Source organism: Cupriavidus sp. SIMBA_020 (assembly GCF_046535395.1).
GTDB lineage: Bacteria > Pseudomonadota > Gammaproteobacteria > Burkholderiales > Burkholderiaceae > Cupriavidus > Cupriavidus campinensis.
Map to the genome: position 1 here is coordinate 195,933 of NZ_JAWRWU010000008.1, position 22,521 is coordinate 218,453.

Annotated in this window: 20 protein-coding genes; 11 read left to right on the forward strand and 9 right to left on the reverse strand. The window is 68.5% G+C overall.

Translation table 11 applies throughout. The annotated features are described in order from the left end of the window. Nucleotides 1–87 precede the first annotated feature (87 nt). Nucleotides 88–1,812, forward strand: coding sequence for a M30 family zinc metallopeptidase (locus SB751_RS17370; protein WP_211943881.1), 1,725 nt, complete (start codon nt 88–90; stop codon nt 1,810–1,812). A 42-nt stretch (nt 1,813–1,854) separates the two neighbouring features. Here the strand turns inward: SB751_RS17370 and SB751_RS17375 are convergent, their stop codons facing one another. Then, the gene (locus SB751_RS17375; protein WP_144197340.1) at nt 1,855–2,955 is read right to left on the reverse strand and encodes a helix-turn-helix transcriptional regulator; all 1,101 of its coding nucleotides are present in this window, start codon (nt 2,953–2,955) and stop codon (nt 1,855–1,857) included. A 146-nt stretch (nt 2,956–3,101) separates the two neighbouring features. Between SB751_RS17375 and SB751_RS17380 the strand changes: the two genes are divergently transcribed. The 5 genes from SB751_RS17380 (at nt 3,102) to SB751_RS17400 (ending at nt 9,258) form a co-directional block, all read left to right on the forward strand. Further along, on the forward strand, nt 3,102–3,614 hold the full coding sequence (locus tag SB751_RS17380; RefSeq protein ID WP_144197341.1) for a formate dehydrogenase subunit gamma: 513 nt from the start codon (nt 3,102–3,104) through the stop codon (nt 3,612–3,614). Further along, nucleotides 3,611–5,167, forward strand: a complete 1,557-nt coding sequence (locus SB751_RS17385; RefSeq protein ID WP_144197342.1) for a formate dehydrogenase beta subunit — start codon at nt 3,611–3,613, stop codon at nt 5,165–5,167. Before SB751_RS17380 ends, SB751_RS17385 begins: the two co-directional genes overlap by 4 nt. A gap of 93 nt (nt 5,168–5,260) precedes the next feature. Next, the gene (gene fdhF / locus SB751_RS17390) at nt 5,261–8,137 is read left to right on the forward strand and encodes a formate dehydrogenase subunit alpha (protein WP_410748247.1); all 2,877 of its coding nucleotides are present in this window, start codon (nt 5,261–5,263) and stop codon (nt 8,135–8,137) included. 4 nt (nt 8,138–8,141) lie between these two features. Beyond that, the gene (fdhD, locus tag SB751_RS17395; RefSeq protein ID WP_092298128.1) at nt 8,142–9,002 is read left to right on the forward strand and encodes a formate dehydrogenase accessory sulfurtransferase FdhD; all 861 of its coding nucleotides are present in this window, start codon (nt 8,142–8,144) and stop codon (nt 9,000–9,002) included. Nucleotides 9,003–9,009: 7 nt separating this feature from the next. After that, on the forward strand, nt 9,010–9,258 hold the full coding sequence (locus SB751_RS17400) for a formate dehydrogenase subunit delta (RefSeq protein WP_144197345.1): 249 nt from the start codon (nt 9,010–9,012) through the stop codon (nt 9,256–9,258). A gap of 1 nt (nt 9,259) precedes the next feature. On the opposite strand, the gene SB751_RS17405 is transcribed toward SB751_RS17400, so the two are convergent. The 4 genes from SB751_RS17405 to SB751_RS17420 form a co-directional block, all read right to left on the reverse strand. After that, entirely contained in the window at nt 9,260–9,730 is a 471-nt protein-coding gene (locus SB751_RS17405; protein WP_092298156.1) for an MgtC/SapB family protein, read from the reverse strand. Nucleotides 9,731–9,832: 102 nt separating this feature from the next. Next, a complete protein-coding gene (locus SB751_RS17410) occupies nt 9,833–10,528 on the reverse strand; it encodes a transglycosylase domain-containing protein (protein WP_144197346.1) in 696 nt (231 codons plus the stop codon). A gap of 55 nt (nt 10,529–10,583) precedes the next feature. Further along, nucleotides 10,584–11,633 carry an Ldh family oxidoreductase gene (locus SB751_RS17415; RefSeq protein ID WP_144197347.1) on the reverse strand — a complete coding sequence of 350 codons (1,050 nt, stop codon included), beginning with the start codon at nt 11,631–11,633 and terminating at the stop codon, nt 10,584–10,586. A gap of 36 nt (nt 11,634–11,669) precedes the next feature. Next, nucleotides 11,670–13,181: a DASS family sodium-coupled anion symporter gene (locus tag SB751_RS17420; RefSeq protein WP_144197348.1), complete on the reverse strand. Its 1,512-nt coding sequence runs from the start codon at nt 13,179–13,181 to the stop codon at nt 11,670–11,672. A 310-nt stretch (nt 13,182–13,491) separates the two neighbouring features. Here SB751_RS17420 and SB751_RS17425 point away from each other — a divergent pair, with 310 nt between their 5' ends. Then, nucleotides 13,492–14,253 (forward strand): tyrosine-protein phosphatase, encoded by a 762-nt coding sequence (locus tag SB751_RS17425; RefSeq protein WP_144197349.1) that lies wholly within the window; start codon nt 13,492–13,494, stop codon nt 14,251–14,253. A 27-nt stretch (nt 14,254–14,280) separates the two neighbouring features. Here the strand turns inward: SB751_RS17425 and SB751_RS17430 are convergent, their stop codons facing one another. Together SB751_RS17430 and SB751_RS17435 are read right to left on the reverse strand one after the other, a co-directional pair. Then, nucleotides 14,281–15,504 carry an acetate/propionate family kinase gene (locus SB751_RS17430; protein WP_250025079.1) on the reverse strand — a complete coding sequence of 408 codons (1,224 nt, stop codon included), beginning with the start codon at nt 15,502–15,504 and terminating at the stop codon, nt 14,281–14,283. Between the two features lie 40 nt (nt 15,505–15,544). Then, the gene (locus tag SB751_RS17435; RefSeq protein WP_144197351.1) at nt 15,545–16,513 is read right to left on the reverse strand and encodes a phosphate acetyltransferase; all 969 of its coding nucleotides are present in this window, start codon (nt 16,511–16,513) and stop codon (nt 15,545–15,547) included. 275 nt (nt 16,514–16,788) lie between these two features. On the opposite strand from SB751_RS17435, the gene SB751_RS17440 reads away from it, so the two are divergent. The 4 genes from SB751_RS17440 (at nt 16,789) to SB751_RS17455 (ending at nt 21,056) form a co-directional block, all read left to right on the forward strand. Further along, nucleotides 16,789–19,077: a DUF3141 domain-containing protein gene (locus SB751_RS17440; RefSeq protein ID WP_144197352.1), complete on the forward strand. Its 2,289-nt coding sequence runs from the start codon at nt 16,789–16,791 to the stop codon at nt 19,075–19,077. Between the two features lie 13 nt (nt 19,078–19,090). After that, nucleotides 19,091–19,870 (forward strand): enoyl-ACP reductase FabI, encoded by a 780-nt coding sequence (gene fabI / locus SB751_RS17445; protein ID WP_211943893.1) that lies wholly within the window; start codon nt 19,091–19,093, stop codon nt 19,868–19,870. 42 nt (nt 19,871–19,912) lie between these two features. Further along, complete coding sequence (locus SB751_RS17450; RefSeq protein WP_144197354.1) at nt 19,913–20,155, forward strand: RNA recognition motif domain-containing protein; 243 nt, start codon at nt 19,913–19,915, stop codon at nt 20,153–20,155. 94 nt (nt 20,156–20,249) lie between these two features. After that, the gene (locus tag SB751_RS17455) at nt 20,250–21,056 is read left to right on the forward strand and encodes a TOBE domain-containing protein (protein ID WP_211943896.1); all 807 of its coding nucleotides are present in this window, start codon (nt 20,250–20,252) and stop codon (nt 21,054–21,056) included. Here the strand turns inward: SB751_RS17455 and SB751_RS17460 are convergent, their stop codons facing one another. Together SB751_RS17460 and modB are read right to left on the reverse strand one after the other, a co-directional pair. Then, entirely contained in the window at nt 21,057–21,782 is a 726-nt protein-coding gene (locus tag SB751_RS17460; protein ID WP_149136586.1) for an ATP-binding cassette domain-containing protein, read from the reverse strand. A gap of 13 nt (nt 21,783–21,795) precedes the next feature. After that, nucleotides 21,796–22,512: a molybdate ABC transporter permease subunit gene (gene modB, locus SB751_RS17465; protein ID WP_144197357.1), complete on the reverse strand. Its 717-nt coding sequence runs from the start codon at nt 22,510–22,512 to the stop codon at nt 21,796–21,798. Between the last annotated feature and the right edge of the window lie 9 nt (nt 22,513–22,521).

Sequence of the window (22,521 nt, forward strand, 5' to 3'; positions counted from 1 at the left end):
CCCTAAAGCACGGGCGACACCCGCCGTTAAGACAGGACGCACCCCGGCACCCTGCCGGGGGCTCACCTTTTTCTCGGGAGTGTCCTGATGCGTCGCCTCGCAGTGCGTGGTTCTGATCTGTCCCTGTTTTCGCGCGGCCTGCCCGCGCTGACCGTCCTGGCGGCGCTTGCGCTGACCGCCTGCGGCGGCGGCGGCGGCGACAATGCCGGCTCCACCACGACACAGCAGCAGGCTGGCGACACCAACACGCCCGTGACCCCGGCGCAGCCGGTGCTGGTGACCGGCCTCGACCAGGCGTGCAGCGGCGCCCAATGCAGCGCCGCCACCAGCGCCGCCTTCTCGGGCGCGGGCACCGGCATCTGGGGCCACACCGCCGGCGGCGCGTCGGAGGATGTGCAGTTCTCGATCTCGGGCCTGGCCGGCACCTCGATCTCCCTGCTGCTGACCAACCTGAACAACACCCTGGCGCTGCTGCCCAGCGGGCTCTCCGCCAGCATGCTTGACGCCACCACGGTGACCCGCCTGTCGCCGCAGGCGCTGAGCGCGGACGCGGAGGCCGAAGCCCGCCGCCGCGAGATCGCCGAATTCAACCGCACCGGCTGGGCCGAGAAGGTGGCCGCCGCGCAACCGCTGCGCCAGACCCTGGGCGTGCCGGCGCCGCGGCCCGTCGCGATCCCGGGCGTGGGGGCGACCAAGTCCTGGTACCACACGGACGGTTCCACGCGCCCCGCCACGCTGCGCAAGCAGATGACCGCCACCGACGGCACCATCGTCAATGTCTGGGTGGAAGACTCCCAGTACAACATCGTCAACGGTATCGACTCGACCATCGTCGACGACCTGGGCGCCGCCTTTGCCGGCTCGGGCAAGATCTATGACCTGCTGACCGGCATCGGCGGCGCGGTCTGGGGCGCGAACGCCCATCCGGACACCGTGCTGCCCGCGGGCCAGCCGATCGACATCGTCATCCTGAACTTCGACGGCAACGGCGCTCCGGGCGGCACCGTGGGCTACTTCTGGGGCCTGCACAACCTGCTGAAGACCGCCGATTCGCGCAGCAACGAGTCGATTTCGCTGTATCTGGACAGCGAGACGCTGGCCCTGGGCGGCGCCACCGGCATGAAGGCGATGAAGATGACCATGGCGCACGAAGGGACGCACATGCAGAACTTCTACCGCCGCGCCGTGACGATGGGCACCGCCTATGCCTACGACGACTGGCTCGAGGAAATGACGGCGATGCAGATGGAGGATTTCCTCAGCTTCAGCATCGACCCGACCTACAACGCGATCCGCGATGTGCGCTTCCCGGACTTCTACCGCTACAGCGGCTTCAACTGCCCGCTGCTGACCTTCACGGGCGGCGGCACGTGCGAGAGCTACTCGGTGTCCGGCAGCTTCGGCGGCTTCCTGGACCGCCAGCTCGGCCTGCCCTTCTATAAGGATCTGCTGACGCGCCAGGTGGTGGGCTCGAAGACGGTGCTCGACCAGGCGATCCAGGCCACCCAGCCGGGCCTGACGTTCAACCTGGCGCTGACGCGCTGGGCGGCGACCAACGGCAGCGGCATGCCGGCCGCCAAGGCGCCGACCGGCTACGGCTATCCGCGATGGACCGACGGCACCTTCGAGCTGCCGGAGATCGACCCGGCCTCCACCGCCAATGCCGCGCTGCGCAAGCTGCCGGCGTCGGTGCCGAGCTTCCTGCAGGGCCTCGGCACGCTGCCGCTGAAGCGCACGGCCACCACCGATGGCGTGTACAGCGACAAGGTGCGCCTGCCGGCCGGCGTGACGCTGTCCGTCGTCGCCTACTGACCGGGCCGGGCCGACCTCTCCCGGCATCCTGCTTTCTGTTACTTATAGCGGGATGCCCGGGAACGCCTCTTCGAAGGTCAGCACGGTTCCCGTCAGCGCGCCGTCGTAGCCCGGCAGCGCGTTGACGCGCTCGCGGTAGGCCGCGCTGCGCATGGCCGACACCGCGCCGGACAGCGCCGGACTGTGCAGCGCCGTCTTCTCGATCGCAAAGAAATAGCGCTCCTTGAGCACGGGCACGAATTCGAGCCCGAAGCGGCGCGCCGCCGTCTCCACGCCGAAGCCCACATCGGCCATGCCGCTGCCGATATAGGCCGCCACCGCCGCGTGCGTGAATTCCCCGTTGCTGAAGCCCTCGATCCGGTTCGGGTCGATGCCGCGCCGCGCCAGCATCAATTCCAGCAGCAGCCGCGTGCCTGAGCCCACCTGCCGGTTCACGAAGCGCACATCCGGCCGGACCAGGTCTTCCAGTGCTTCCACCCCGAGCGGGTTGCCGGGCCCTACGAAGAGACCCTGGGAGCGCACGGCGAGGTGGATCAGGCAATGCGTCTCGGGCCGCAGCCAGGCGGCGAAGCGGTGCAGGGTGTCTTGTTCGAGTGCACCAATCGGCACATGAAAGCCGGCCACGTCGCACGCGCCCTCGGCCAGGGCCGCCGCGGCTTCCAGGCTGCCGCAGTACTTCAGGTCGTGCCGGACCTTCTGTTCGTCGAGATAGTCGCGCAGCGCCGCCACCGCGAAACCGTGGCTGGCGTAGAGCCGCACGGCCGGGTCGGTGGCATCCATCAGCTTCTTCAGTTCGATTTCCAGTTCGGACGCCAGGCTGTCCAGCGTGGGCGAGAGCCGCGCCGCGATGCGCTTGCTGGCCCACACCAACTGCTGGGCCATCGGCGTCAGGGTGGATCCCCGTCCACGTGTCTTGGCGATCAGGGCGCCGCCGAACAGCGTTTCGGCGTCGCGCAGGATGCCCCAGGCGTAGCGGTAAGACAACGACACGGCCTCGGCCGACTGGGCGATGTTGCCGGTGGCCTCGATATGGCCAAGCAGGGCCACCAGCCGTGACACATCAAGGCTGGGCGCGGCCCGCGCGGCATCGGGAGCGGCGTCGTCGCGGATCTGGAGGTGGGGCTCGATCGAGATACGTAGCATATGCAGAAAATAGCATATTGAACGCCAGAAATCACGGGCTTATAGTCGCAAAAAGGCCCAAAGAGCCAGCTGTGAAACCCCGGAATATGAAATAAATAGCCTATATGGCCGCCGGGGCCAGAACGATGACAAGCACGGAGACAACCATGCCGGACATCCCCAATCCCATTACCCGCATCGTCGATGCCCGGCGCGACATGCCGGGCGCGCTGCTGCCCATCCTGCACGAGATTCAGGACAGCCACGGCTTTATTCCCGCCGATGCGGTGCCGGTCATCGCCAAGGCGTTGAATCTCTCGCGCGCCGAGGTGCACGGCGTGATCACGTTCTATCACCATTTCCGCGAGCAGCCGGCAGGCCGGCACGTGGTGCAGGTCTGCCGCGCCGAGGCGTGCCAGTCCGTGGGCGCCGACGCGCTGGCCGCGCACGCCAGCCGGGCGCTGGGTTGCGGCTTCCACGAGACCACGGCCGATGGCCGCGTTACGCTGGAGCCGGTCTACTGCCTGGGCCAGTGCGCATGCGGCCCGGCGGTGATGATCGGCGAACAGCTCCACGCGCGCGTGGATGCGAAGCGCTTCGACGCGCTGGTGGCGGCCCTGCCTGCATCCACCGAAGCCAGTGAAGCCATCAAAGCCACCGAGGCGGAGGCCCAGGCATGAGCACGACGATCTTCGTCCCGCGCGACTCCACCGCGCTGGCCCTCGGCGCCGACGACGTGGCGCGCGCCATCGAACAGGAAGCCGCCAGCCGTGGTGCAGACGTGCGCATCGTGCGCAATGGCTCGCGCGGCCTGTTCTGGCTCGAGCCGCTGGTCGAGGTGCAGACCGCCGCAGGCCGCGTGGCCTACGGCCCGGTGTCCGCCAGCGATGTGCCCGGGTTGTTCGAGGCCGGCTTCCTGACCGGCGGCGCGCACGCGCTGGCCCATGGCCTGACCGACGAGATCCCGTTCCTGAAGAAGCAGGAGCGGATGACCTTCGCGCGGGTGGGCATTACCGATCCGCTCTCGCTCGACGACTACATCGCCCATGAGGGCTACGCGGGGCTGACCCGCGCGCTGGCCATGGCGCCGGCCCAGATCGTCCAGGAAGTCACCGACTCGGGCCTGCGTGGCCGGGGCGGCGCGGCGTTCCCCACCGGCATCAAGTGGAAGACCGTGCTGGGCGCCGCGTCGGACATCAAGTACATCGTCTGCAATGCCGACGAGGGCGACTCCGGCACCTTCTCCGACCGCATGGTCATGGAGGACGACCCGTTCATGCTGATCGAGGGCATGACGATTGCCGGCCTCGCCGTGGGCGCCGAGCACGGCTATATCTACACGCGCTCCGAATACCCGCACGCGATTGCCGTGACCGAGGCGGCCATCGCCCTGGCCACGCAGGCCGGCTGGCTGGGCGACGACATTCGCGGCAGCGGCCGGCGCTTCCACCTGGAAGTGCGCAAGGGCGCCGGCGCCTATGTCTGCGGCGAGGAAACGGCCCTGCTGGAGAGCCTGGAAGGCAAGCGCGGCGTGGTGCGCGCCAAGCCGCCGCTGCCGGCCATCGAAGGGCTGTTCGGCAAACCGACCGTCATCAACAACGTGATTTCGCTGGCCACGGTGCCGGTGATCCTGGCGCGCGGCGCCACCTTCTACCGGGACTTCGGCATGGGCCGCTCGCGCGGCACGCTGCCGTTCCAGCTGGCCGGCAACGTTCTGCAGGGCGGGCTGGTGGAGAAGGCGTTCGGCATCACGCTGCGCGAGCTGCTGGTGGACTACGGCGGCGGCACGCGCAGCGGCCGGGCCATCCGCGCGGTGCAGGTCGGCGGGCCGCTGGGCGCCTACCTGCCCGAGTCGCGCTTCGACACGCCGATGGACTACGAGGCCTTCGCGGCCTTCGGCGCGGTGGTCGGCCACGGTGGCATCGTCGTGTTCGACGAGACCGTGGACATGGCCAAAATGGCCCGTTACGCCATGGAGTTCTGCGCGATCGAGTCCTGCGGCAAGTGCACGCCGTGCCGCATCGGCTCCACGCGCGGCGTGGAGGTCATCGACCGGATCATTGCCGGCGAGCAGCCGGTGAAGCAGGTGGCGCTGGTGCGCGACCTCTGCGACACCATGCTCAACGGCTCGCTCTGCGCGATGGGCGGCATGACGCCGTACCCGGTGCTGTCCGCGCTGAACGAGTTTCCGGAGGATTTCGGCCTCGCGCCGAAGCCCGCCAAGGCCGCCTGAGCCCGATCACCGAGCCGGATCACCGAGCCAGATCAAAGAACGACGCGCCCCTCAGGGGCGCGCAGCCCTACGAAGTTTGACGGGAGACATCCCTTGAACGCACGCGACGATTTCGATTTTGGAACCCCCGCCAGCCTGTCCGAGACGCAGGTGACGCTGGAGATTGACGGTGTGGCCGTCACGGTGCCGGCCGGCACCTCGGTCATGCGGGCGGCGGCCGAGGCCGGCGTGGGCGTGCCCAAGCTGTGCGCCACCGATTCGCTGAAGTCCTTCGGCTCGTGCCGGCTCTGCCTGGTGGAGATCGAGGGGCGGCGCGGCTACCCGGCCTCGTGCACCACGCCGGTGGAGGCGGGCATGAAGGTCCGCACCCAGAGCGACAAGCTCGGCGACCTGCGGCGCGGCGTGATGGAACTCTATATTTCCGACCATCCGCTCGACTGCCTGACCTGCCCGACCAACGGCAACTGCGAACTGCAGGACATGGCCGGCGTGGTCGGCCTGCGCGAGGTGCGCTACAACGACGGCGCCAGCGCGGTGCCGGTGGCCACGCACACGGCGCTGGCCAAGGACGAATCGAACCCGTACTTCACCTACGATGCCTCCAAGTGCATCGTCTGCAACCGCTGCGTGCGCGCCTGCGAGGAAACCCAGGGCACCTTCGCGCTGACCATCAGCGGGCGCGGCTTCGAGTCCCGCGTGGCGGCCGGCACGAGCCAGTCGTTCATGGAGTCTGACTGCGTGTCCTGCGGCGCCTGCGTGCAGGCCTGCCCGACCGCCACGCTGACCGAGACGTCGGTCATCAAGCTGGGTCAGGCATCGCACAGCACCGTGACCACCTGCGCCTACTGCGGCGTGGGCTGCTCGTTCAAGGCCGAGATGAAGGGCAACGAGGTGGTGCGCATGGTGCCCTACAAGGACGGCCAGGCCAACGAGGGCCACGCCTGCGTGAAGGGCCGCTTCGCCTGGGGCTACGCCACGCACAAGGACCGCATCCTCAAGCCGATGATCCGCGCGAAAATCACCGACCCGTGGCGCGAGGTGTCGTGGGAGGAGGCCATCGGCTACGCGGCCGCGCAGTTCAAGCGCATCCAGGCCGAGCACGGCAAGGACTCGATCGGCGGCATCGTCTCGTCGCGCTGCACCAACGAGGAAGGCTATCTGGTGCAGAAGCTGGTGCGCGCCGCCTTCGGCAACAACAATGTCGATACCTGCGCCCGGGTTTGCCACTCGCCCACCGGCTATGGCCTGAAGACCACGCTGGGCGAGTCCGCTGGCACGCAGACCTTCCGCTCGGTGGCCAAGGCCGATGTGATCATGGTCATCGGCGCCAATCCGACCGACGGCCACCCGGTGTTCGCCTCGCGCATGAAGAAGCGCCTGCGCGCTGGCGCCAGGCTGATCGTGGCCGATCCGCGCCGCATCGACCTGGTCGATTCGCCGCACATCCGCGCCGACTTCCACCTGCAGCTGCGCCCCGGCACCAACGTGGCGCTGGTCACGTCGATGGCGCACGTGATCGTCACTGAAGGGCTGCTGGCCGAGGCGTTCATCGCCGAGCGCTGCGAGGACCGCGCGTTCCAGCAGTGGCGCGACTTCGTGGCGCTGCCCGAGAACTCGCCCGAGGCGATGGAAGCCGTGACCGGCGTGCCGGCCGACCAGCTGCGCGGCGCCGCCCGGCTCTACGCCACCGGCGGCAACGCGGCGATCTACTACGGGCTGGGCGTGACCGAGCACGCGCAGGGCTCGACCACGGTGATGGGCATCGCCAATCTCGCCATGGCCACCGGCAACATCGGCCGCGAAGGCGTGGGCGTGAATCCGCTGCGCGGGCAGAACAACGTGCAGGGCTCGTGCGATATCGGCTCCTTCCCGCACGAGCTGCCGGGCTACCGCCATGTGTCCGATTCGACGGTGCGCGGCGCCTTCGAGGCCGCCTGGAATGTCGAGATCAACCCGGAGCCAGGCCTGCGCATCCCCAACATGTTCGAGGCGGCGCTGACCGGCTCGTTCAAGGGGCTGTACTGCCAGGGCGAGGACATCGTGCAGTCGGACCCGAACACGCAGCACGTGGCCGAGGCGCTGTCGTCGATGGAATGCATCGTCGTGCAGGACATCTTCCTGAACGAGACCGCCAAGTACGCCCACGTGTTCCTGCCGGGTTCGTCGTTCCTGGAGAAGGACGGCACGTTCACCAACGCGGAGCGCCGCATCTCGCGCGTGCGCAAGGTCATGCCCCCGAAGGGCGGCTATGCCGACTGGGAGGCCACCATCCTGCTGGCCAACGCGCTGGGCTACCCGATGCACTACAACCATCCGTCCGAGATCATGGACGAGATCGCGCGGCTGACGCCGACCTTCTCGGGCGTGAGCTACCAGAAGCTCGACGCGCTCGGCAGCATCCAGTGGCCGTGCAATGCCGACGCGCCGAGCGGCACGCCGACCATGCACGTCGATGCCTTCGTACGCGGCAAGGGCAAGTTCATCATCACCAAGTACGTGGCGACCGATGAGAAGGTCAACCGCAAGTACCCGCTGATCCTGACCACGGGGCGCATCCTGTCGCAGTACAACGTGGGCGCCCAGACGCGGCGCACCCACAATGTGCACTGGCACGACGAGGACCGGCTGGAGATCCATCCGCACGATGCCGAGGAGCGTGGCATCAAGGACGGCGACTGGGTGGGCGTGCAGAGCCGCGCGGGCGAGACGGTGCTGCGCGCCATCGTCAGCGAGCGGATGCAGCCGGGCGTGGTCTACACCACGTTCCACTTCCCCGAGTCCGGCGCCAACGTGATCACCACGGACAACTCGGACTGGGCCACCAACTGCCCGGAGTACAAGGTAACGGCGGTGCAGGTGATGCCGGTGGCGCAGCCGTCGTCCTGGCAGCGCGAGTACGAGGCGTTCAACCGCGAGCAGCTGGCGCACCTGCGCGCGGCCAGCGAGCCGGTGCAGGCGTCGGCGGAGTAGGGCGATGAAGCGCTGCATGCCGCCACACGAGACCGCGCCGGATGAGGCGGGGGAATTCCCAGCGACCCAGCAGTCGATGGCGGTGACGCGCTGGCGCGGCGGGGAAGCGATGGCGGCGACAGCCGAGATCGACCATATCGCCGAGGAAGTGCCCGTGGCGCTGGAGTACAACGGCGTCTCGCACGCGGTGATGCTGGCCACGCCGGCCGATCTGGAGGACTTCGCGCTGGGCTTCAGCCTGAGCGAGGGCATCGTGGCGGCGCCGCGCGACATCTACGGCATCGAGGTGGTCACGCGCCCGAACGGCGTGGCCGTGGAGATCGAGATCGCCAGCGAGGCCTTCGTGGCGTTGAAGGCGCGGCGCCGCGCGCTGGCCGGCCGTACGGGCTGCGGGCTGTGCGGCACCGAATCGCTCGACGAGGTCATGCGGGCGCCGCACGCGGTGCAGAGCGAGGCGTCCTTCGACCCGGCCGTGCTGCACGCCGCCTTCGCCCAGTTGCAGCGCCGTCAGGCCCTGCTGCGCGACACCGGCGCCACGCACGCGGCGGGCTGGCTGCGCGCCGATGGCGAGGTATCGCTGGTGCGCGAGGACGTGGGCCGGCACAACGCGCTGGACAAGCTGGCGGGCGCCCTGGCCCGTTCGGACGAGGATATCGGGCGCGGCGCGGTCATCGTGACCAGCCGCGCGAGCTATGAGATGGTGCTGAAGACGGCCGCCATCGGGGCGGGGGTGCTGGCAGCGGTGTCCGGCCCCACCGCGCTGGCGGTGCGCCTGGCCGGGACGGCCGGCGTCACGCTGGCGGGATTCGTGCGCGCGGGCGGCCTGGTCGCCTACGCGCATCCACATCGACTACGGATGGCTTAGACCTGTCATGCACATCGACAACCTGATCAAGATGGCTAACCAGATCGGCGGCTTCTTCGAAGCCATGCCGGACCGCGACGAGGCGCTGGCCGACATCGCCAGCCACCTGAAGCGCTTCTGGGAGCCGCGCATGCGGCGCGCACTGCTGGCACACGTGGACGCGACGGATGGCGGGGAAGGGCTTGACCCCATCGTGCAGGCGGCTGTGGCGCGGCATCGGGAGAAGCTGGAGATCACGCTGCGGGCCACCGCGTGACCTACTTCTTGAGCCGATACAGCACCTGAAGAATCACCAGGCCAAACAGCGTGCCGACAACGGCCGTGCTCTCGCGGCCGAGGCCGCAAGCCACGCCGATGGCGGCCACGGTCCAGATGCTGGCGGCCGTGGTCAGGCCCTGGATGTTTTCCTCGCTGTTGAGCTTGATGATGGCGCCCGCGCCCAGGAAGCCGATGCCGGACGCCACGCCCTGAAGCACCCGGCTCATGTCCGCGACCTCCATGCCCGCCATCAGCGGCACGAGCACGAACAGCGCCGAACCCAGCGCCACGAGCATGTGGGTGCGCAAGCCGGCGGCCTTGCCGGCCGCTTCCCGCTCGAACCCGATCAGCCCGCCCAGCACGATGGCGAGCGTGAGCCGCGTGAGAATGCGGGTCAGTTCCGCGACATCGGGGATATCGGCAAATTCCGAACGCAGCGTGCTGTAGACCTCTCCCCAGATTCCATCCATGGCGGGCTCTCCGTGGTCGTGATGCGGGGAGGCTAGCACGCAGGGCGCGGCGCGCGCAGTCGGGCGCTGGCTGACAGGGGAAGTGCCGAGGTCAGCCCAAATTCAGCGCAGGCGCAGCGGCTCGAGCAGCGCGGCGTCGTACTGGGCGCGCGAGATACGGCCCAGTTCCATCATCCGCAGCAGGATATAGGTCTGCCGCTGGCGCGCCCGGCGCGGATTGACCACGGGATTGTTGGCCGATGGCGCCTTGGGCAGGCCGGCCAGCATCGCGCATTCGGCCAGCGTGAGTTGGGCCACGGGCTTGCCGAAGTAGGTCTGGGCGGCCTCGTCGAAGCCATAGGCGCCCTGGCCCAGGTAGATCTTGTTCAGATAGATCTCAAGGATTTCGTCCTTGGTCAGCGCGCGCTCGATCCGGTAGGCCATCAGCACTTCGTAGAGCTTGCGCGTGTAGGTCTTCTGGCGCGACAGGAAGAAGTTGCGCGCCACCTGCATGGTGATGGTGGACGCGCCCTGGGAGAGGTCGTCGGAGAGATTGGCGATGCCGGCCCGCATCACGCCAACGTAGTCCACGCCGTCATGGAGATAGAAGCGGTCATCCTCGATGGCCACCACCGCCTCGCGCAATGCGGGCGGGAACTGGCGCAGTTCGACATAATCCGGCGTCTTGCGGAACGCGGTCAGGGAGTCGAGGGATGGCAGCTGGCGGTCGGCAACCAGCACCGCGAAGGCGATGAGCAACGCACCGCCGAGCACGGCGAGCAGGGCGAGTTTGACGAAGGCGGACCAGAGGCGTTGCATGGCGCATATTTTGCCATGGGTCCGATGACGATTCGGAAATTGCCGACCGCCGGGCTTATTCCGTGGGTACGGTCACCCCAAGCGACCGCGCCAGTCCCTCCAGATTGCGCCAGATATTGGGATTGATCTCCAGGTGCGTGGCCGCCGCCGCGCGGTTGGCCGCTTCGTACTCGCCCGGGTACTGGACGGCATCGAAGCCGGGCGCCGGTGGCGTGTCGTGCAGGTAGTTGACGAATGCCTCCACCTCGCCGCGCTCCCAGTTCAGGCCGAGATCGAATTCAGGATTGACCAGCACCGCGAACAGGTTGTTGGTCGCCACGCCACCGCGCGGGTTCTCGGGCTGGATCGTCCCGCCGCCGGACAGCACGCCGGCCAGCAGTTCCGCCACAACGCCCAGCGCGTAGCCCTTGTGTGCCCCGAACGGCAGCAGCGCGCCCGGCCGCTCACCGAACATGACCGAGGCGTCGTCGGTCGGGTTGCCGTCTGCATCGATGATGCTGTGCTCGGGCGCCGGCTCGCCCTTCTCGGCCAGCACGCGCGCCTTGTTGATGGCGATGGCGCTCGTGGCGATATCCACCACGAGCGGCGGCCGGCCGTTCGGCATCGGTCCGGCGAAGCAGAGGGGATTGGTGGTCAGGCGCGCCACGCGGCCGCCATAGGGCGCCACCACCGGCGGGCGGTTGATGACGTTGGTGAAGCTCAGCAGCACCAGCCCCGCCGCGGCGACCATCTCGCCATAGTGGCCCATGCGCCCCAGGTGGTGGGAGCGCCGCAGCGTGACGATGCAGTGCCCGTGCTGGCGCACCCGCTCGATGGCTTGCACCATCACAACCTTGCCCACGTGCTGGCCGAAGCCGCCATGGCCATCGAAGACCATCAGCGAATCGCGGTCGAGCACGCACTCGGCGCGGCCTTCGGCATTGACGCTGCCGCCTTCCAGCGCACGCCGGTAGTTCGGCAGGATGGAGATCCCGTGGCTGATATAGCCGCAGCGGTCCGATTCGACGAGGTGTTCCGCCACGTCTTCCGCGATGTCTTCCGGCACGGCCTGGGCAACGAGGATGTCACGCGCCAGCCGACGCGCCGATTCGAGCTTGAGTTTCATGATGAGGGCGCTCTTGTTATGGCATGGCGATGGCGATCAGACCCAGCCGAGCCAGCGCCAGTACGTGGCCGCGAAGACCAGCATCAGCCCATAGCCGATGATCGTCAGCGGAATGCCCACGCGCGCGAACTGCCGGCCGTTGAAGGTGTCCGTGCCGAGGCAGACCATGTTCTGCGGCGCGTTGATCGGCAGGATGAAGCCGAAGCTGACCGTGAAGCCGAGCAGCATGGTCATGCCGACCTTGTTGATGTCGCCGGGCAGGGTCTGGAGTACCGAGATCAGGATGGGCAGCAGCGCGGCGGTGAGCGCCGTGGCACTGGCGAACCCCAGGTGGATCAGGATCAGGAACGCGGACAGCACCGCGAAGACCATCAGCACGCCATGGTCGGCGAGGCCGGAATGCGTGACCACGAACTTGCCGAGCCACTGGCCGGCCTGCGTGGTCAGCAGCGCGGTGCCAAGGCTGATGCCGACGCCGAACACGATCAGCGTGCCCCAGGGGGTGCGCTGCTGCATGGTCTTCCAGTCCATCACGCCAAAGCGCGGCAGCATCAGGATCACCAGGCCGACGAAGGTGATGGTCGCGGTATCGAAGCGGTGCAGCTTGCCCTCGGTCGCCCAGAACATCAGCAGGCCGATGGCGACGGCGGCGAGGCGCTTCTGCGGCCCGGTCATGGGCCCGAGCGCGGCCAGTTCACGCTGCACGGCTTCCTTGCCGCCGGCAATCGCGTTGGTTTCGGGCGGCAGCAGCCAGCGCACGAGGAAATAGAGCACCACCGACATGACAAGCGCCCACGGCGCGCCGGCGATCAGCCATTGCAGCCAGGTCACGCGCTCCCCGAGCAGCTTGTCCATGAAGCCGGCGGTCAGCAGGTTCTGCGCGGCGGCAGTCTGGATGCCGACGTTCCACACGCTGGTGGCCATCGCCACCATGATCATGATGCCGGCAGCGGTATTGGACTTCTTGTCCACGCCGAACGCGGCAATCACGCCCATCATGATCGGCACCGTACAGGCGCTGCGCGCCGTGGCGCTGGGCACGACCAGGCTCAGGATGATCGTGACGGCGATGGTGCCGATGAGGATGCGGCGCGTGCTGGTGCCGATGGCGGAGAGCGTGACCAGCGCGATGCGCCGGTCGAGCCCCGTCACGGTCATGGCGGCCGAGATGAACAGCGCGGCCGCCACCAGCGCAAGCGCCGTGTTTGAGAAGCCGGCCAGCGCCATGCCCAGCGCGCGCGAGGTGCCGTAGTTGACCGATGGATCGGCCACCGTTGGCGCGAAGCCGATCAGGCCCGCCATCAGCGAGGTGATCATGATCGCGCTGGTCTCGTAGGTCACCGCCTCGGTGATCCACACGACCACCGCGAAGGCAAGGATGGCGAGCATGCGCTGCCCGGCGACGGGAAGCCCTTCTGGCGTGGGTATCAGGAGTACCGCGACGAGCACGGCGAGGGCGAGGTACAAGCCCCAGTGGAGGGTCGCCTTTGGGGTGACGGGCGCCGAGATGGCGGCGGCGGGAGCAGCAGAGATATGCGAGTCAGGCATCTTTTACTTCCAAAGTGGATGAGCCTGTCGACGCGGTCGTCACGCAGGATCGCCGCGGTCGACTCATGCATTATGAGAAGCGTGCCCGCCTGTGCCAAGGGATTGCGTCAGCGTGAATTGTCCAGGATCAAGTCTCTGCGAGGTCAGGGACTGCGGACGACACACCGCGCGTCACGGTGGCGCAACGGGTTGCTGACATCGGGCGATTTCCGATGGCGCTGCGCGGCCTCGATCTGAAATAATTGGGGGCGATGTTGAAATCTTTTCGAACCGCCTTAACCGCCTTAACCAACGCTAACCGGACACCGACATGGTGACTCACCCAACACACATCCGTCCGTGCCTGCCGCTGGAAACAATCAGCAATGCACGTGACCTCGGTGGCCTCGTCGGCGCGCTTGGGCGCCGCGTGCGCCACGGCAAGCTGTTCCGCAGCGGCAATCCGGCGCTGGCCAGCGTGGCGGACCTGGACCGCCTCCATGCGCTGGGCCTCGACATGGTCATCGACTTCCGCTCGGCCGGCGAGAAGTCCCCGCAGGAGGCCGCCTTCGGTGAGCGCTTCCGCTGGATTCCCGTGCCGGTGCTGGAGGGCAGCATGGCGATGGACGTGCTGATGCCGCGCCTGCGTGACAGCACGCCGGGCCAGGTCCACGCCTTCATGGTCGATGTCTACCGCGATTTCCCGGTGCGCTACCGCGACGCGTTCGCCGGCTTCCTGCGCAACGCGGAGGCGGGCGGCACGCTGTACTACCACTGCACGGCCGGCAAGGACCGCACCGGCTTTGCGTCGCTGCTGCTGCTGTCCGCGCTCGGCGTGGCGCGTGACGACATCGTCGCCAATTACCTTGAGTCGAATCACTGGAACCGCCGCTTCAACGAGGCGATCCTCGCGCGCACCGACGCGCTGGGCGTGCCGCCCGACGTCATCATGCCGCTGCTCGACGTGCGGCCGGAATACCTGGAGGCATCGATTGCCGCCATCGAGCAGGCGCACGGCGGCCTGGAGGCTTACATTGCCGATGGGCTAGGCGTGGACATCGACCGCCTGCGCAGCCACTATCTGGAAGCCTGAGCGCCGCCGCTACCGCCACTACCGCCGCTATAGTCCGCCGCGCTCGCGCAGGATGCGCGCGGTGGACAGCGCGATCATGCCTTCCTCGTCGGTCGGCAGGACCAGCACGGGCACGCGGCTGTCGTCGCGGCTCACGCGCTGGGTGTTCGCGGCATTGGCCTGCGCGTCCAGCCGGACGCCGAACAGCCCGTCAAGGTAGGCGCAGATGCGCGTGCGCACCTCGGCGGAGTTCGCCCCGATGCCCGCCGTGAACACCAGCGCATCGAGCCCGCCCAGCGTGACGGCCAGCTTGCCGATCTCCTGCGCGGCGCGGTAGGCGTAGAAGTTCACCGCCAGCACCGCGCGCGGGTCGTTGCTGGCCAGCAGGACGCGCATGTCGCTGCTGATGCCGGAAATCCCCTTGAGACCCGACTGGCCGTACAGCATGGCCTGGATCGCGTCGGCTTCCATGCCCTGCGCGGCGAGCCACAGTACCGCGCCCGGGTCGATGTTGCCGCAGCGCGTGCCCATCGGCATGCCGTCCAGCGCGGTCAGCCCCATCGTCGATTCCACGCTCTGGCCTTCGCGCATCGCGCAGAGGCTGGCGCCGTTGCCGAGATGCGCCACGATGACGCGGCCCGCCGCGAGATCCGGCGCCACCTGCCGCAGCCGGCGCGCGATATACGCATACGACAATCCGTGAAAGCCGTAACGGCGGATACCGCGCTCGTAGTACTCGTACGGCAGCGCCATCAGTTGCGCGAGCGGGTCGTGGCCGGCGTGGAAGGCGGTGTCGAAGCACGCCACCTGCAACAGTTCCGGCACGGCGGCGCGCACCGCGCGGATCGCCGTCAGGTTGTGCGGCTGGTGCAGCGGGGCGAGCGGCACGAGGGCTTCGAGCCGCGCGATCACGGGGTCGTCGATCGCCACCGCATCGGCGAAGTCCGCGCCGCCATGCACCACGCGATGGCCCACCGCCACCGGCGGCGTATCGCGCAGGCCCACGCTCAGCGTCAGCCGAATCAGGCGGAAGGCGGCGTCGTGGTCGGCCACCTGCTCCACGGGAAACTGCTCGTCGGCCACGACGCGGCCGTCAGCCATGCGTGCGGTCAGGCGCGGCGCCACGCCGATGCCCTCGATCTGCCCGTGCGCGGCCAGTTCGGGCTGGATATCGACGTTGTGGTGCGCCGACTCGGGCACCACGTAGATGGAAACCTTCACGCTCGACGACCCGGCGTTGACGACGAGGATCACGGGATGGACGGTACTCAAGATGATTCTCCTGGCGACAGTCTTCGCGCTCGCATCGCGCTCAGGCGGGCACGGCGGCGGCGGTGCGGCGCGCGTGCGCAAGCAGCACGGCGATGGCGCAGCTGCCGATGCGCGCGCGTACGCTGTCGGCGCGGCTGGTCAGGATGATCGGCACGCGCGCGCCCAGCACGATGCCGGCGGCCTCGGCGCCGGCCAGGAAGGTGAGCTGCTTGGCCAGCATGTTGCCGGCCTCGAGGTCGGGCACCAGCAGGATGTCGGGGTCGCCGGCCACCTCGGAGTGGATGCCTTTGGTGTCCGCTGCCGCCTTGCTGATGGCGTTGTCGAAGGCCAGCGGGCCGTCGAGGATGCCGCCTTCGATCTGTCCGCGCAGGCTCATCATGCACAGCGCCGCCGCGTCGATGGTCGACGGGATCTTGTCGGTTACGGTTTCCACGGCGGAGAGGATCGCTACCTTGGGCGTCTCGATGCCGAGCACGCGTACCAGGTCGATGGCGTTGCGCACGATGTCGGCCTTCTCGTTCAGCGTGGGGAAGATGTTGACCGCCGCGTCGGTGATGAACAGCGGCTTGTGATAGTTGGGCACGTCCATCGCAAACACGTGCGAGAGGCGCCGGCCCGTGCGCAGGCCGTTCGTCGAGCTGGCCACCGCATGCATCAGTTCATCGCTGTGCAGGCTGCCTTTCATCAGCAATTCGGCCTCGCCCGCGCGCACCGCTTCCACGGCACGCGCGGCGGCGGCGTGGCTGTGCGGGACGTCGATGATCCGGATGCCTTCCAGCGACAGGCCGTGTTCCACGGCCACATGGCGGATGCGGACTTCGGGGCCGATCAGCAGCGGCACGATCAGGCCAAGCCGCGCGGCCTCGAGCGCGCCATCGAGCGAACTGTAGTCGCACGGATGGGCCACGGCGGTGGGAATGGGGGGCAGGCCCGCGCAGCGCGCGAGCAACTGGGCGTATTTGTCGCCGGTGGGGGGCAACGCGGACGGGGCCAACGTAGGTGTGAGCATGGGCAGCGTTCCCTGGAACCAATATTCTGGAATCGGGCAGGCATCCCCCGGGGGTCAAGGATGCTGCATTGCGCAAACGGTATCTGCGAGTATAGGCCGGACGACGATGACACGCCAGCGTCATATCCGGCGCGGAAATTGCACGAATCTGCGACGTCGGTTGTCTTCGCCCGCCGAGGCTGGTAGATTTTTACTTGCTGCATCGCAGCAGGCGCCTTGTACGCCGCTGCGACCCGTCTGACCACCTCTACACCTTCCCAGAGGGGAGAATCGGAATGAATGCACGCCAACCCGCCGGGAGCGGTCTCGCTCCTGCGCAAGATGCTCCCGCATCGCCTTCGCCGTTTCCTGATCTCTCGGCAATCTCCGCTTACGCTGCCCATCCCCTGGCCCAGGCCGCCTGGGAGTATGGCGTCGACGCCTGGCAGCGCAGCATCCTGTTCCTCGATATCCTGCGCCGGCGCGGCAACGAGACTGCCGAGCATGAGCGCGGCGGCATGCCGCCCGTGCTGGTGTTCGAGCATGAAGTGCTGATGGACGGGCGCGACATGCCCAAGCCCGTCAACTACGCGCTGCTGCGCATCGTGCCGCCGGACGCGAATCCGACCGATCCCGACAAGCGCCCCTTCGTGGTGATGGACCCGCGCGCGGGCCACGGCCCCGGCATCGGCGGCTTCAAGGAGGACAGCGAGATCGGCAACGCCATCCGTGGCGGCCATCCGTGCTACTTCATCACTTTCTTCCGCGATCCCTGCCCGGGGCAGACCATCGAGGACGTGGCGCGGCTCGAGGCCAGCTTCCTGAGCGCGGTGGCCGAGCGCCATCCGAACGCGCCGGGCAAGCCGTTCGTGGTCGGTAACTGCCAGGCCGGCTGGGCGCTGCTGATCCTGGCCGCTGCCGCGCCCGACGTGACCGGCCCGATCCTGCTGGCCGGCGCGCCGGTGGCGTACTGGTCCGGGGTGCGCGGCAAGAATCCGATGCGCTACAGCGGCGGCCTGCTCGGCGGCTCATGGCTCTCCTCGCTGGCCGCCGACATGGGTAACGGCCGTTTCGACGGCGCGTGGCTGGTGCAGAACTTCGAGAAGCTCAACCCGGCCAACGCACTTTGGGAAAAGCTTTACAACGTCTACGCCAAGGCCGACACGGAAGGCCCGCGCTTCCTTGAGTTCGAACGCTGGTGGGGCGGTCACTTCCTGATGAACCGCGAGGAGATCGACTGGATCGTCCAGAACCTCTTCGTCGGCAACCACCTGACCGCCGGCGAGATCCACAGCACCGACGGCCAGACCCTGATCGACCTGCGCAACGTGCGCTCGCCGGTGATCGTGTTCGCGTCCTGGGGCGACAACATCACGCCGCCCCAGCAGGCGCTGAACTGGATTCCCGATCTCTACGCGAACGTGGACGAGATCGTGGCCAACCAGCAGACCATCGTCTATTGCCTGCATCCGTCGATTGGCCACCTCGGCATCTTCGTCTCGGCCAGCGTGGCCAACCGCGAGCACACCGAGCTGTTCTGTGCGCTCGACCTGATCGACGTGCTGCCGCCCGGGCTCTATGAAGCGAAGATCGAGGACGTGGCGCCCGGTACCTCGCACCGCGACCTGATCGAGGGCCGCTATCTGGTCCGCTTCGAGCGCCGCACCATCGACGATATCCTCGCGCTCGACGATGGCCGCGAGGACGAGCGCCCGTTCGAAGTGGTGCGCCGCGTGGCAGAGATCAACCAGCATCTGTACGACACCTACGCGTCGCCGTTCGTCCGCGCCGCCGCCACCGAAGTCACCGCCGAGGCGATCCGCGAGACCCATCCCGCGCGCATGGAGCGCAAGCTCGCCAGCGATACCAATCCGCTGATGGCCTGGGTGGGCGCGCTGGCGCCGATGGTGCGCGAGCACCGCCAGCCGGTATCGGCCGACAATCCGTTCCTGGCGATGCAGACGGCGATGTCCGACCAGATCGTCTCGATGCTGAACCAGTACCGCGACGTGCGCGACGCCTGGCAGGAGCAGTGGTTTGAATCGCTCTACGCCACGCCGTGGCTGCCGGCGATGCTCGGCATGGAGACCACGGTGCGGCGCGCGGAGTCGCCGGCCATCCTGGCGCTGCGCGCGGAGGTGGCCGAACTGCGCAAGCGCGAGGCGCTGGCGCACATGGGCGACGGCACCTCCCTGGACGCTTTCACGCGCATCCTGGCCTACGTGACGCAAGGCAAGTCCGCCATCGAGGAGCGGCCGTTCAACCTGCTGCGCAAGCTTGCGCGCGAGCACCCGCCGGAGAAGCGCGTCACGCTGGCGCAGTTCAAGGACGCGGTCTGGCGCCAGAACTACGTGGTGAGCCTCGATGCGGACGCGGCGCTCCAGGCGCTGCCGGCCCTGGTGCCGGACATGAAGGAGCGCCGCCGCGTGATGGTGCTCGCGCATCGCGTACTGACCGTGGGCGGGCCGCTCGATGACGACTGGCTGGCGCGCTACCGCCAGGTGGCGGCGGTGCTCGGCGCGGACCACAGCAGCCCGGCCACGCGCGACGCCGAGGCCGGTGCAGCTGCCGATTCCGCTACCTGAGGAGGGCCGCGCCATGGTGCAGGTACCCAATCCGCCGCTGGCCGGCGCCCGCGTGCTGGTGGTGGGCGTGGCCAATGAAGACTCGATTGCCTGGGGCTGCGCGCGCGCATTCCGCGAGCTGGGCGCCGAGATCGCCATGACCTATCTCAACGACAAGGCGCATCCGCACGTCGCGCCGCTGGCGGCGCAGGTCGACGCCTCCATCTTCATGCCGCTGAACGTGGAGGACGACGCGCAGATGGCCGCGCTGTTCGCCCGCATCACCGAGCAATGGGGCCGGCTCGACGCCATGGTGCATTCGGTGGCCTTCGCGCCGAAGGCCGACCTCCAGGGCGGGCTGCTCAACTCGTCGGCCGAGGGCTTCGCCCGGGCGATGGACGTGTCGTGCCACTCCTTCATCCGCATGGCCCGCCGCGCGGTGCCGTTGATGACCGCAGGCGGCACGATGTTCGCGATGAGCTACGACGGCGCCAACCGCGTGGTGCCGAACTACAACCTGATGGGCCCGGTGAAGGCCGCGCTCGAGGCCAGTTGCCGCTACCTCGCGCACGAACTGGGGCCACAGGGGATCCGCGTGCACGCGATCTCGCCCGGGCCGCTGAAGACGCGCGCGGCGTCCGGGCTCAAGGACTTCGACCTGCTGCTCGCGGAGGCCGCCGGCCGCGCGCCGCTCGGCGAGCTGGTCGACATCATGGACGTGGGCTTCGCCACGGCCTTCCTGGCCACGCCATACGCGCGCCGGCTGTCCGGCAACACGGTCTACGTGGACGGTGGCGTGCACATCATGGCGTAGCGCCGGCGGCGCAAGACTTATCGGCAATCAGGAGAGGCTGCAATGCAGGTATTGATCCGTGGGCTGCATCGGGATGTGACCGAGGACATGCTGCGGGACAAGCTCAAGGGCTACGCGTCCGTGAACTCGGTGGAACTGGTGCGCGATGGCGATCCCAACCACCCGTGGGCCTGGGTGGATCTGGCGGTGGATCCGTTCACCGCATGGCGCCTGCTGCGCCAGTTCGACAGGCAATACTTCGCCGGCAGCGTGATGCGCTGGTACATCCCGGCGCACCAGAGCTGAGGAGGATGGCGGGGATGGCGGGGGGGCGGGGGAGGTCGCCGGGGGAACCGCTTCGCAGTACCATAGCCGCACCTCGGCAAACGTACACCTCCACATGCTAGAACTCCAAGGCGCCATCTGGTTTCGCGCCGGCACGCAGGACTGGGGCGGACGCGACCGCATCGCGCTGCTGGCCGCGATTGGCGAGCATGGCTCGATCACTGCCGCCGCGCGTGCCGTGGGCCTCAGCTACAAGGCCGCGTGGGACGCCATCGACGCCATGAACAACAGCGCCGGCGAGCCGCTGGTCTCGCGCGCCGCCGGCGGCAAGGGCGGCGGCGGCACGCGGCTGACCGAACGCGCCGAGCGGCTGATCCGCACCTATCGGGCGATGGAGACCGAGCACGCGCGCTTCGTCGCCTATCTCGACAAGCTGGGCGGGGCGCTTTCCGAAGCCAATCCCGATGACATCCACCTGATGAGACGCCTCATGATCCAGACCAGTGCCCGCAACAAGCTGTTCGGCCGCGTGGCCGCCGTGCGCGGCGGGGCGGTCAATGACGAGGTGACGCTGACGCTCGCCGGCGGCCAGCAGGTGGTGGCGACGATCACGCACGAGAGCGTGGAGACGCTGGGCCTGGCGCCCGGCGCCGAGGCGTTTGCGCTGGTCAAGGCTTCGTCGGTGCTGATCGGGCTGCCCGATCCGGGCATGCGACTGTCCGCGCGCAACCAGCTGCCGGGCATGGTGGCGCGCGTGGTGCCGGGTGCGGTGAATGCCGAGATCGTGCTCGACCTCGATGGCGGCGGCACCGTGGCGGCCATCATCACCAATGGCTCGCTGGCCGACCTGGGGCTGAAGGAGGGCACCCGCGCCCTGGCGATTTTCAAGGCCTCCAGCGTGATCCTCGGGACGATGGCCTGACTAGATGGCGTGCGCCGGCTGCTGCGGGGCGTAGACCGGCGGATGCTGGCGGCCGCGCCCGCCGCCGTGAATGTGGCCGTCGCGGATCTCCAGTACGTGGTCGCCCAGCACCTCCACGTCCTTCGGGTCGTGCGAGATGACGACCATCGGCACGTCCAGGCTCTCCTGCAGCGCGCGCAGCTCGGCGCGCATGCGCGTGCGTAGCGCGGGGTCCAGGGCCGAGAACGGCTCGTCCAGCAGCACGATGTCCGGCTGCGCCACCAGCGCGCGCGCCAGCGCCACGCGCTGCTTCTGTCCCCCCGAAATCTGGATCGGATACTGGTTGACGATCTCGCGCAGCCCGAATGCATCGACCCAGCGCGCGGCCTCGGGCGGCAGCGCGCGGCGCGCCGGGTTGCGCCAGCCCTTGCTGAGGCCGAACGCAATGTTCTGGGCCACGGTCAGGTGCGGAAACAGCGCGTAGTCCTGGAACAGGTAGGCCACGCGGCGCTCCTGCGGGCGCACATCCACGCCGGTCTCGCTGTCGAACAGGATGCGGCCGTTCAGGACGATGCGGCCGCTGTCGGGCGCCAGCAGCCCGGCAATCGCGCGCAGCGTCAGGCTCTTGCCGGCGCCGGACGGGCCGAACATGGCGATGCGCCGGCTGTCGGAATCGAAGTCGATGTCGAGCGCGAACTGGCGGTCGGCCGTGACAATGCGCTTGCGGATGGTGACGTGCATGCTCATGGCGATCTCACCGTCAGCGCGTGGCCGGGCCGCGCCGGAAACGGCGCCGCTCGTAACTGTCGCCAATGCCGCGCGCGGCCGGCGGCACGAGCCGGCCGGCAATCACCAGCAGCAGCACGCAGGTGACCGACGTCACCAGCACCAGCAGGTTGGCGGTGTTGTCGTCGCCGGCCTGCACCGCCTCGTAGATGGCCACGGACAGCGTCTGGGTGCGGCCCGGCAGGTTGCCGGCGATCATCAGCGTGGCGCCGAACTCGCCCAGCGCGCGCGCGAAGGCCAGCAGCACACCGGCCACGATGCCGCGCAATGCCAGCGGCAGCGTGACACGGAAGAAGATCCCGGTCTCGGACACGCCCAGCACCCGCGCGGCGTTCTCAAGCTGGTGATCCACCCCCTCGAAAGCAGCCCGCGCGGACTTCAGCACCAGCGGGAACGCCACCACCGTGGAGGCCAGCACCGCGCCCTGCCACGTGAAGACCAGCGTGATGCCGATGGATTCGAGCCAGGCGCCGAACACGCCGCGCCGGCCCACCAGCACCAGCAGGTAATAGCCGAGCACGGTGGGCGGCAGCACCAGCGGCAGGGTCAGGATCGCGTCGACGATATCCCGCGCCGACGAGCGCCAGCGCGCGATGCCATACGCCGCCGCCACGCCCAGCACGGCGTTGAGCAGCGTGGCCCAGCCCGCTACCTTCAGCGAGAGCAGCAGCGGAGTCCAGATGCCGTCCATGTCGATGTG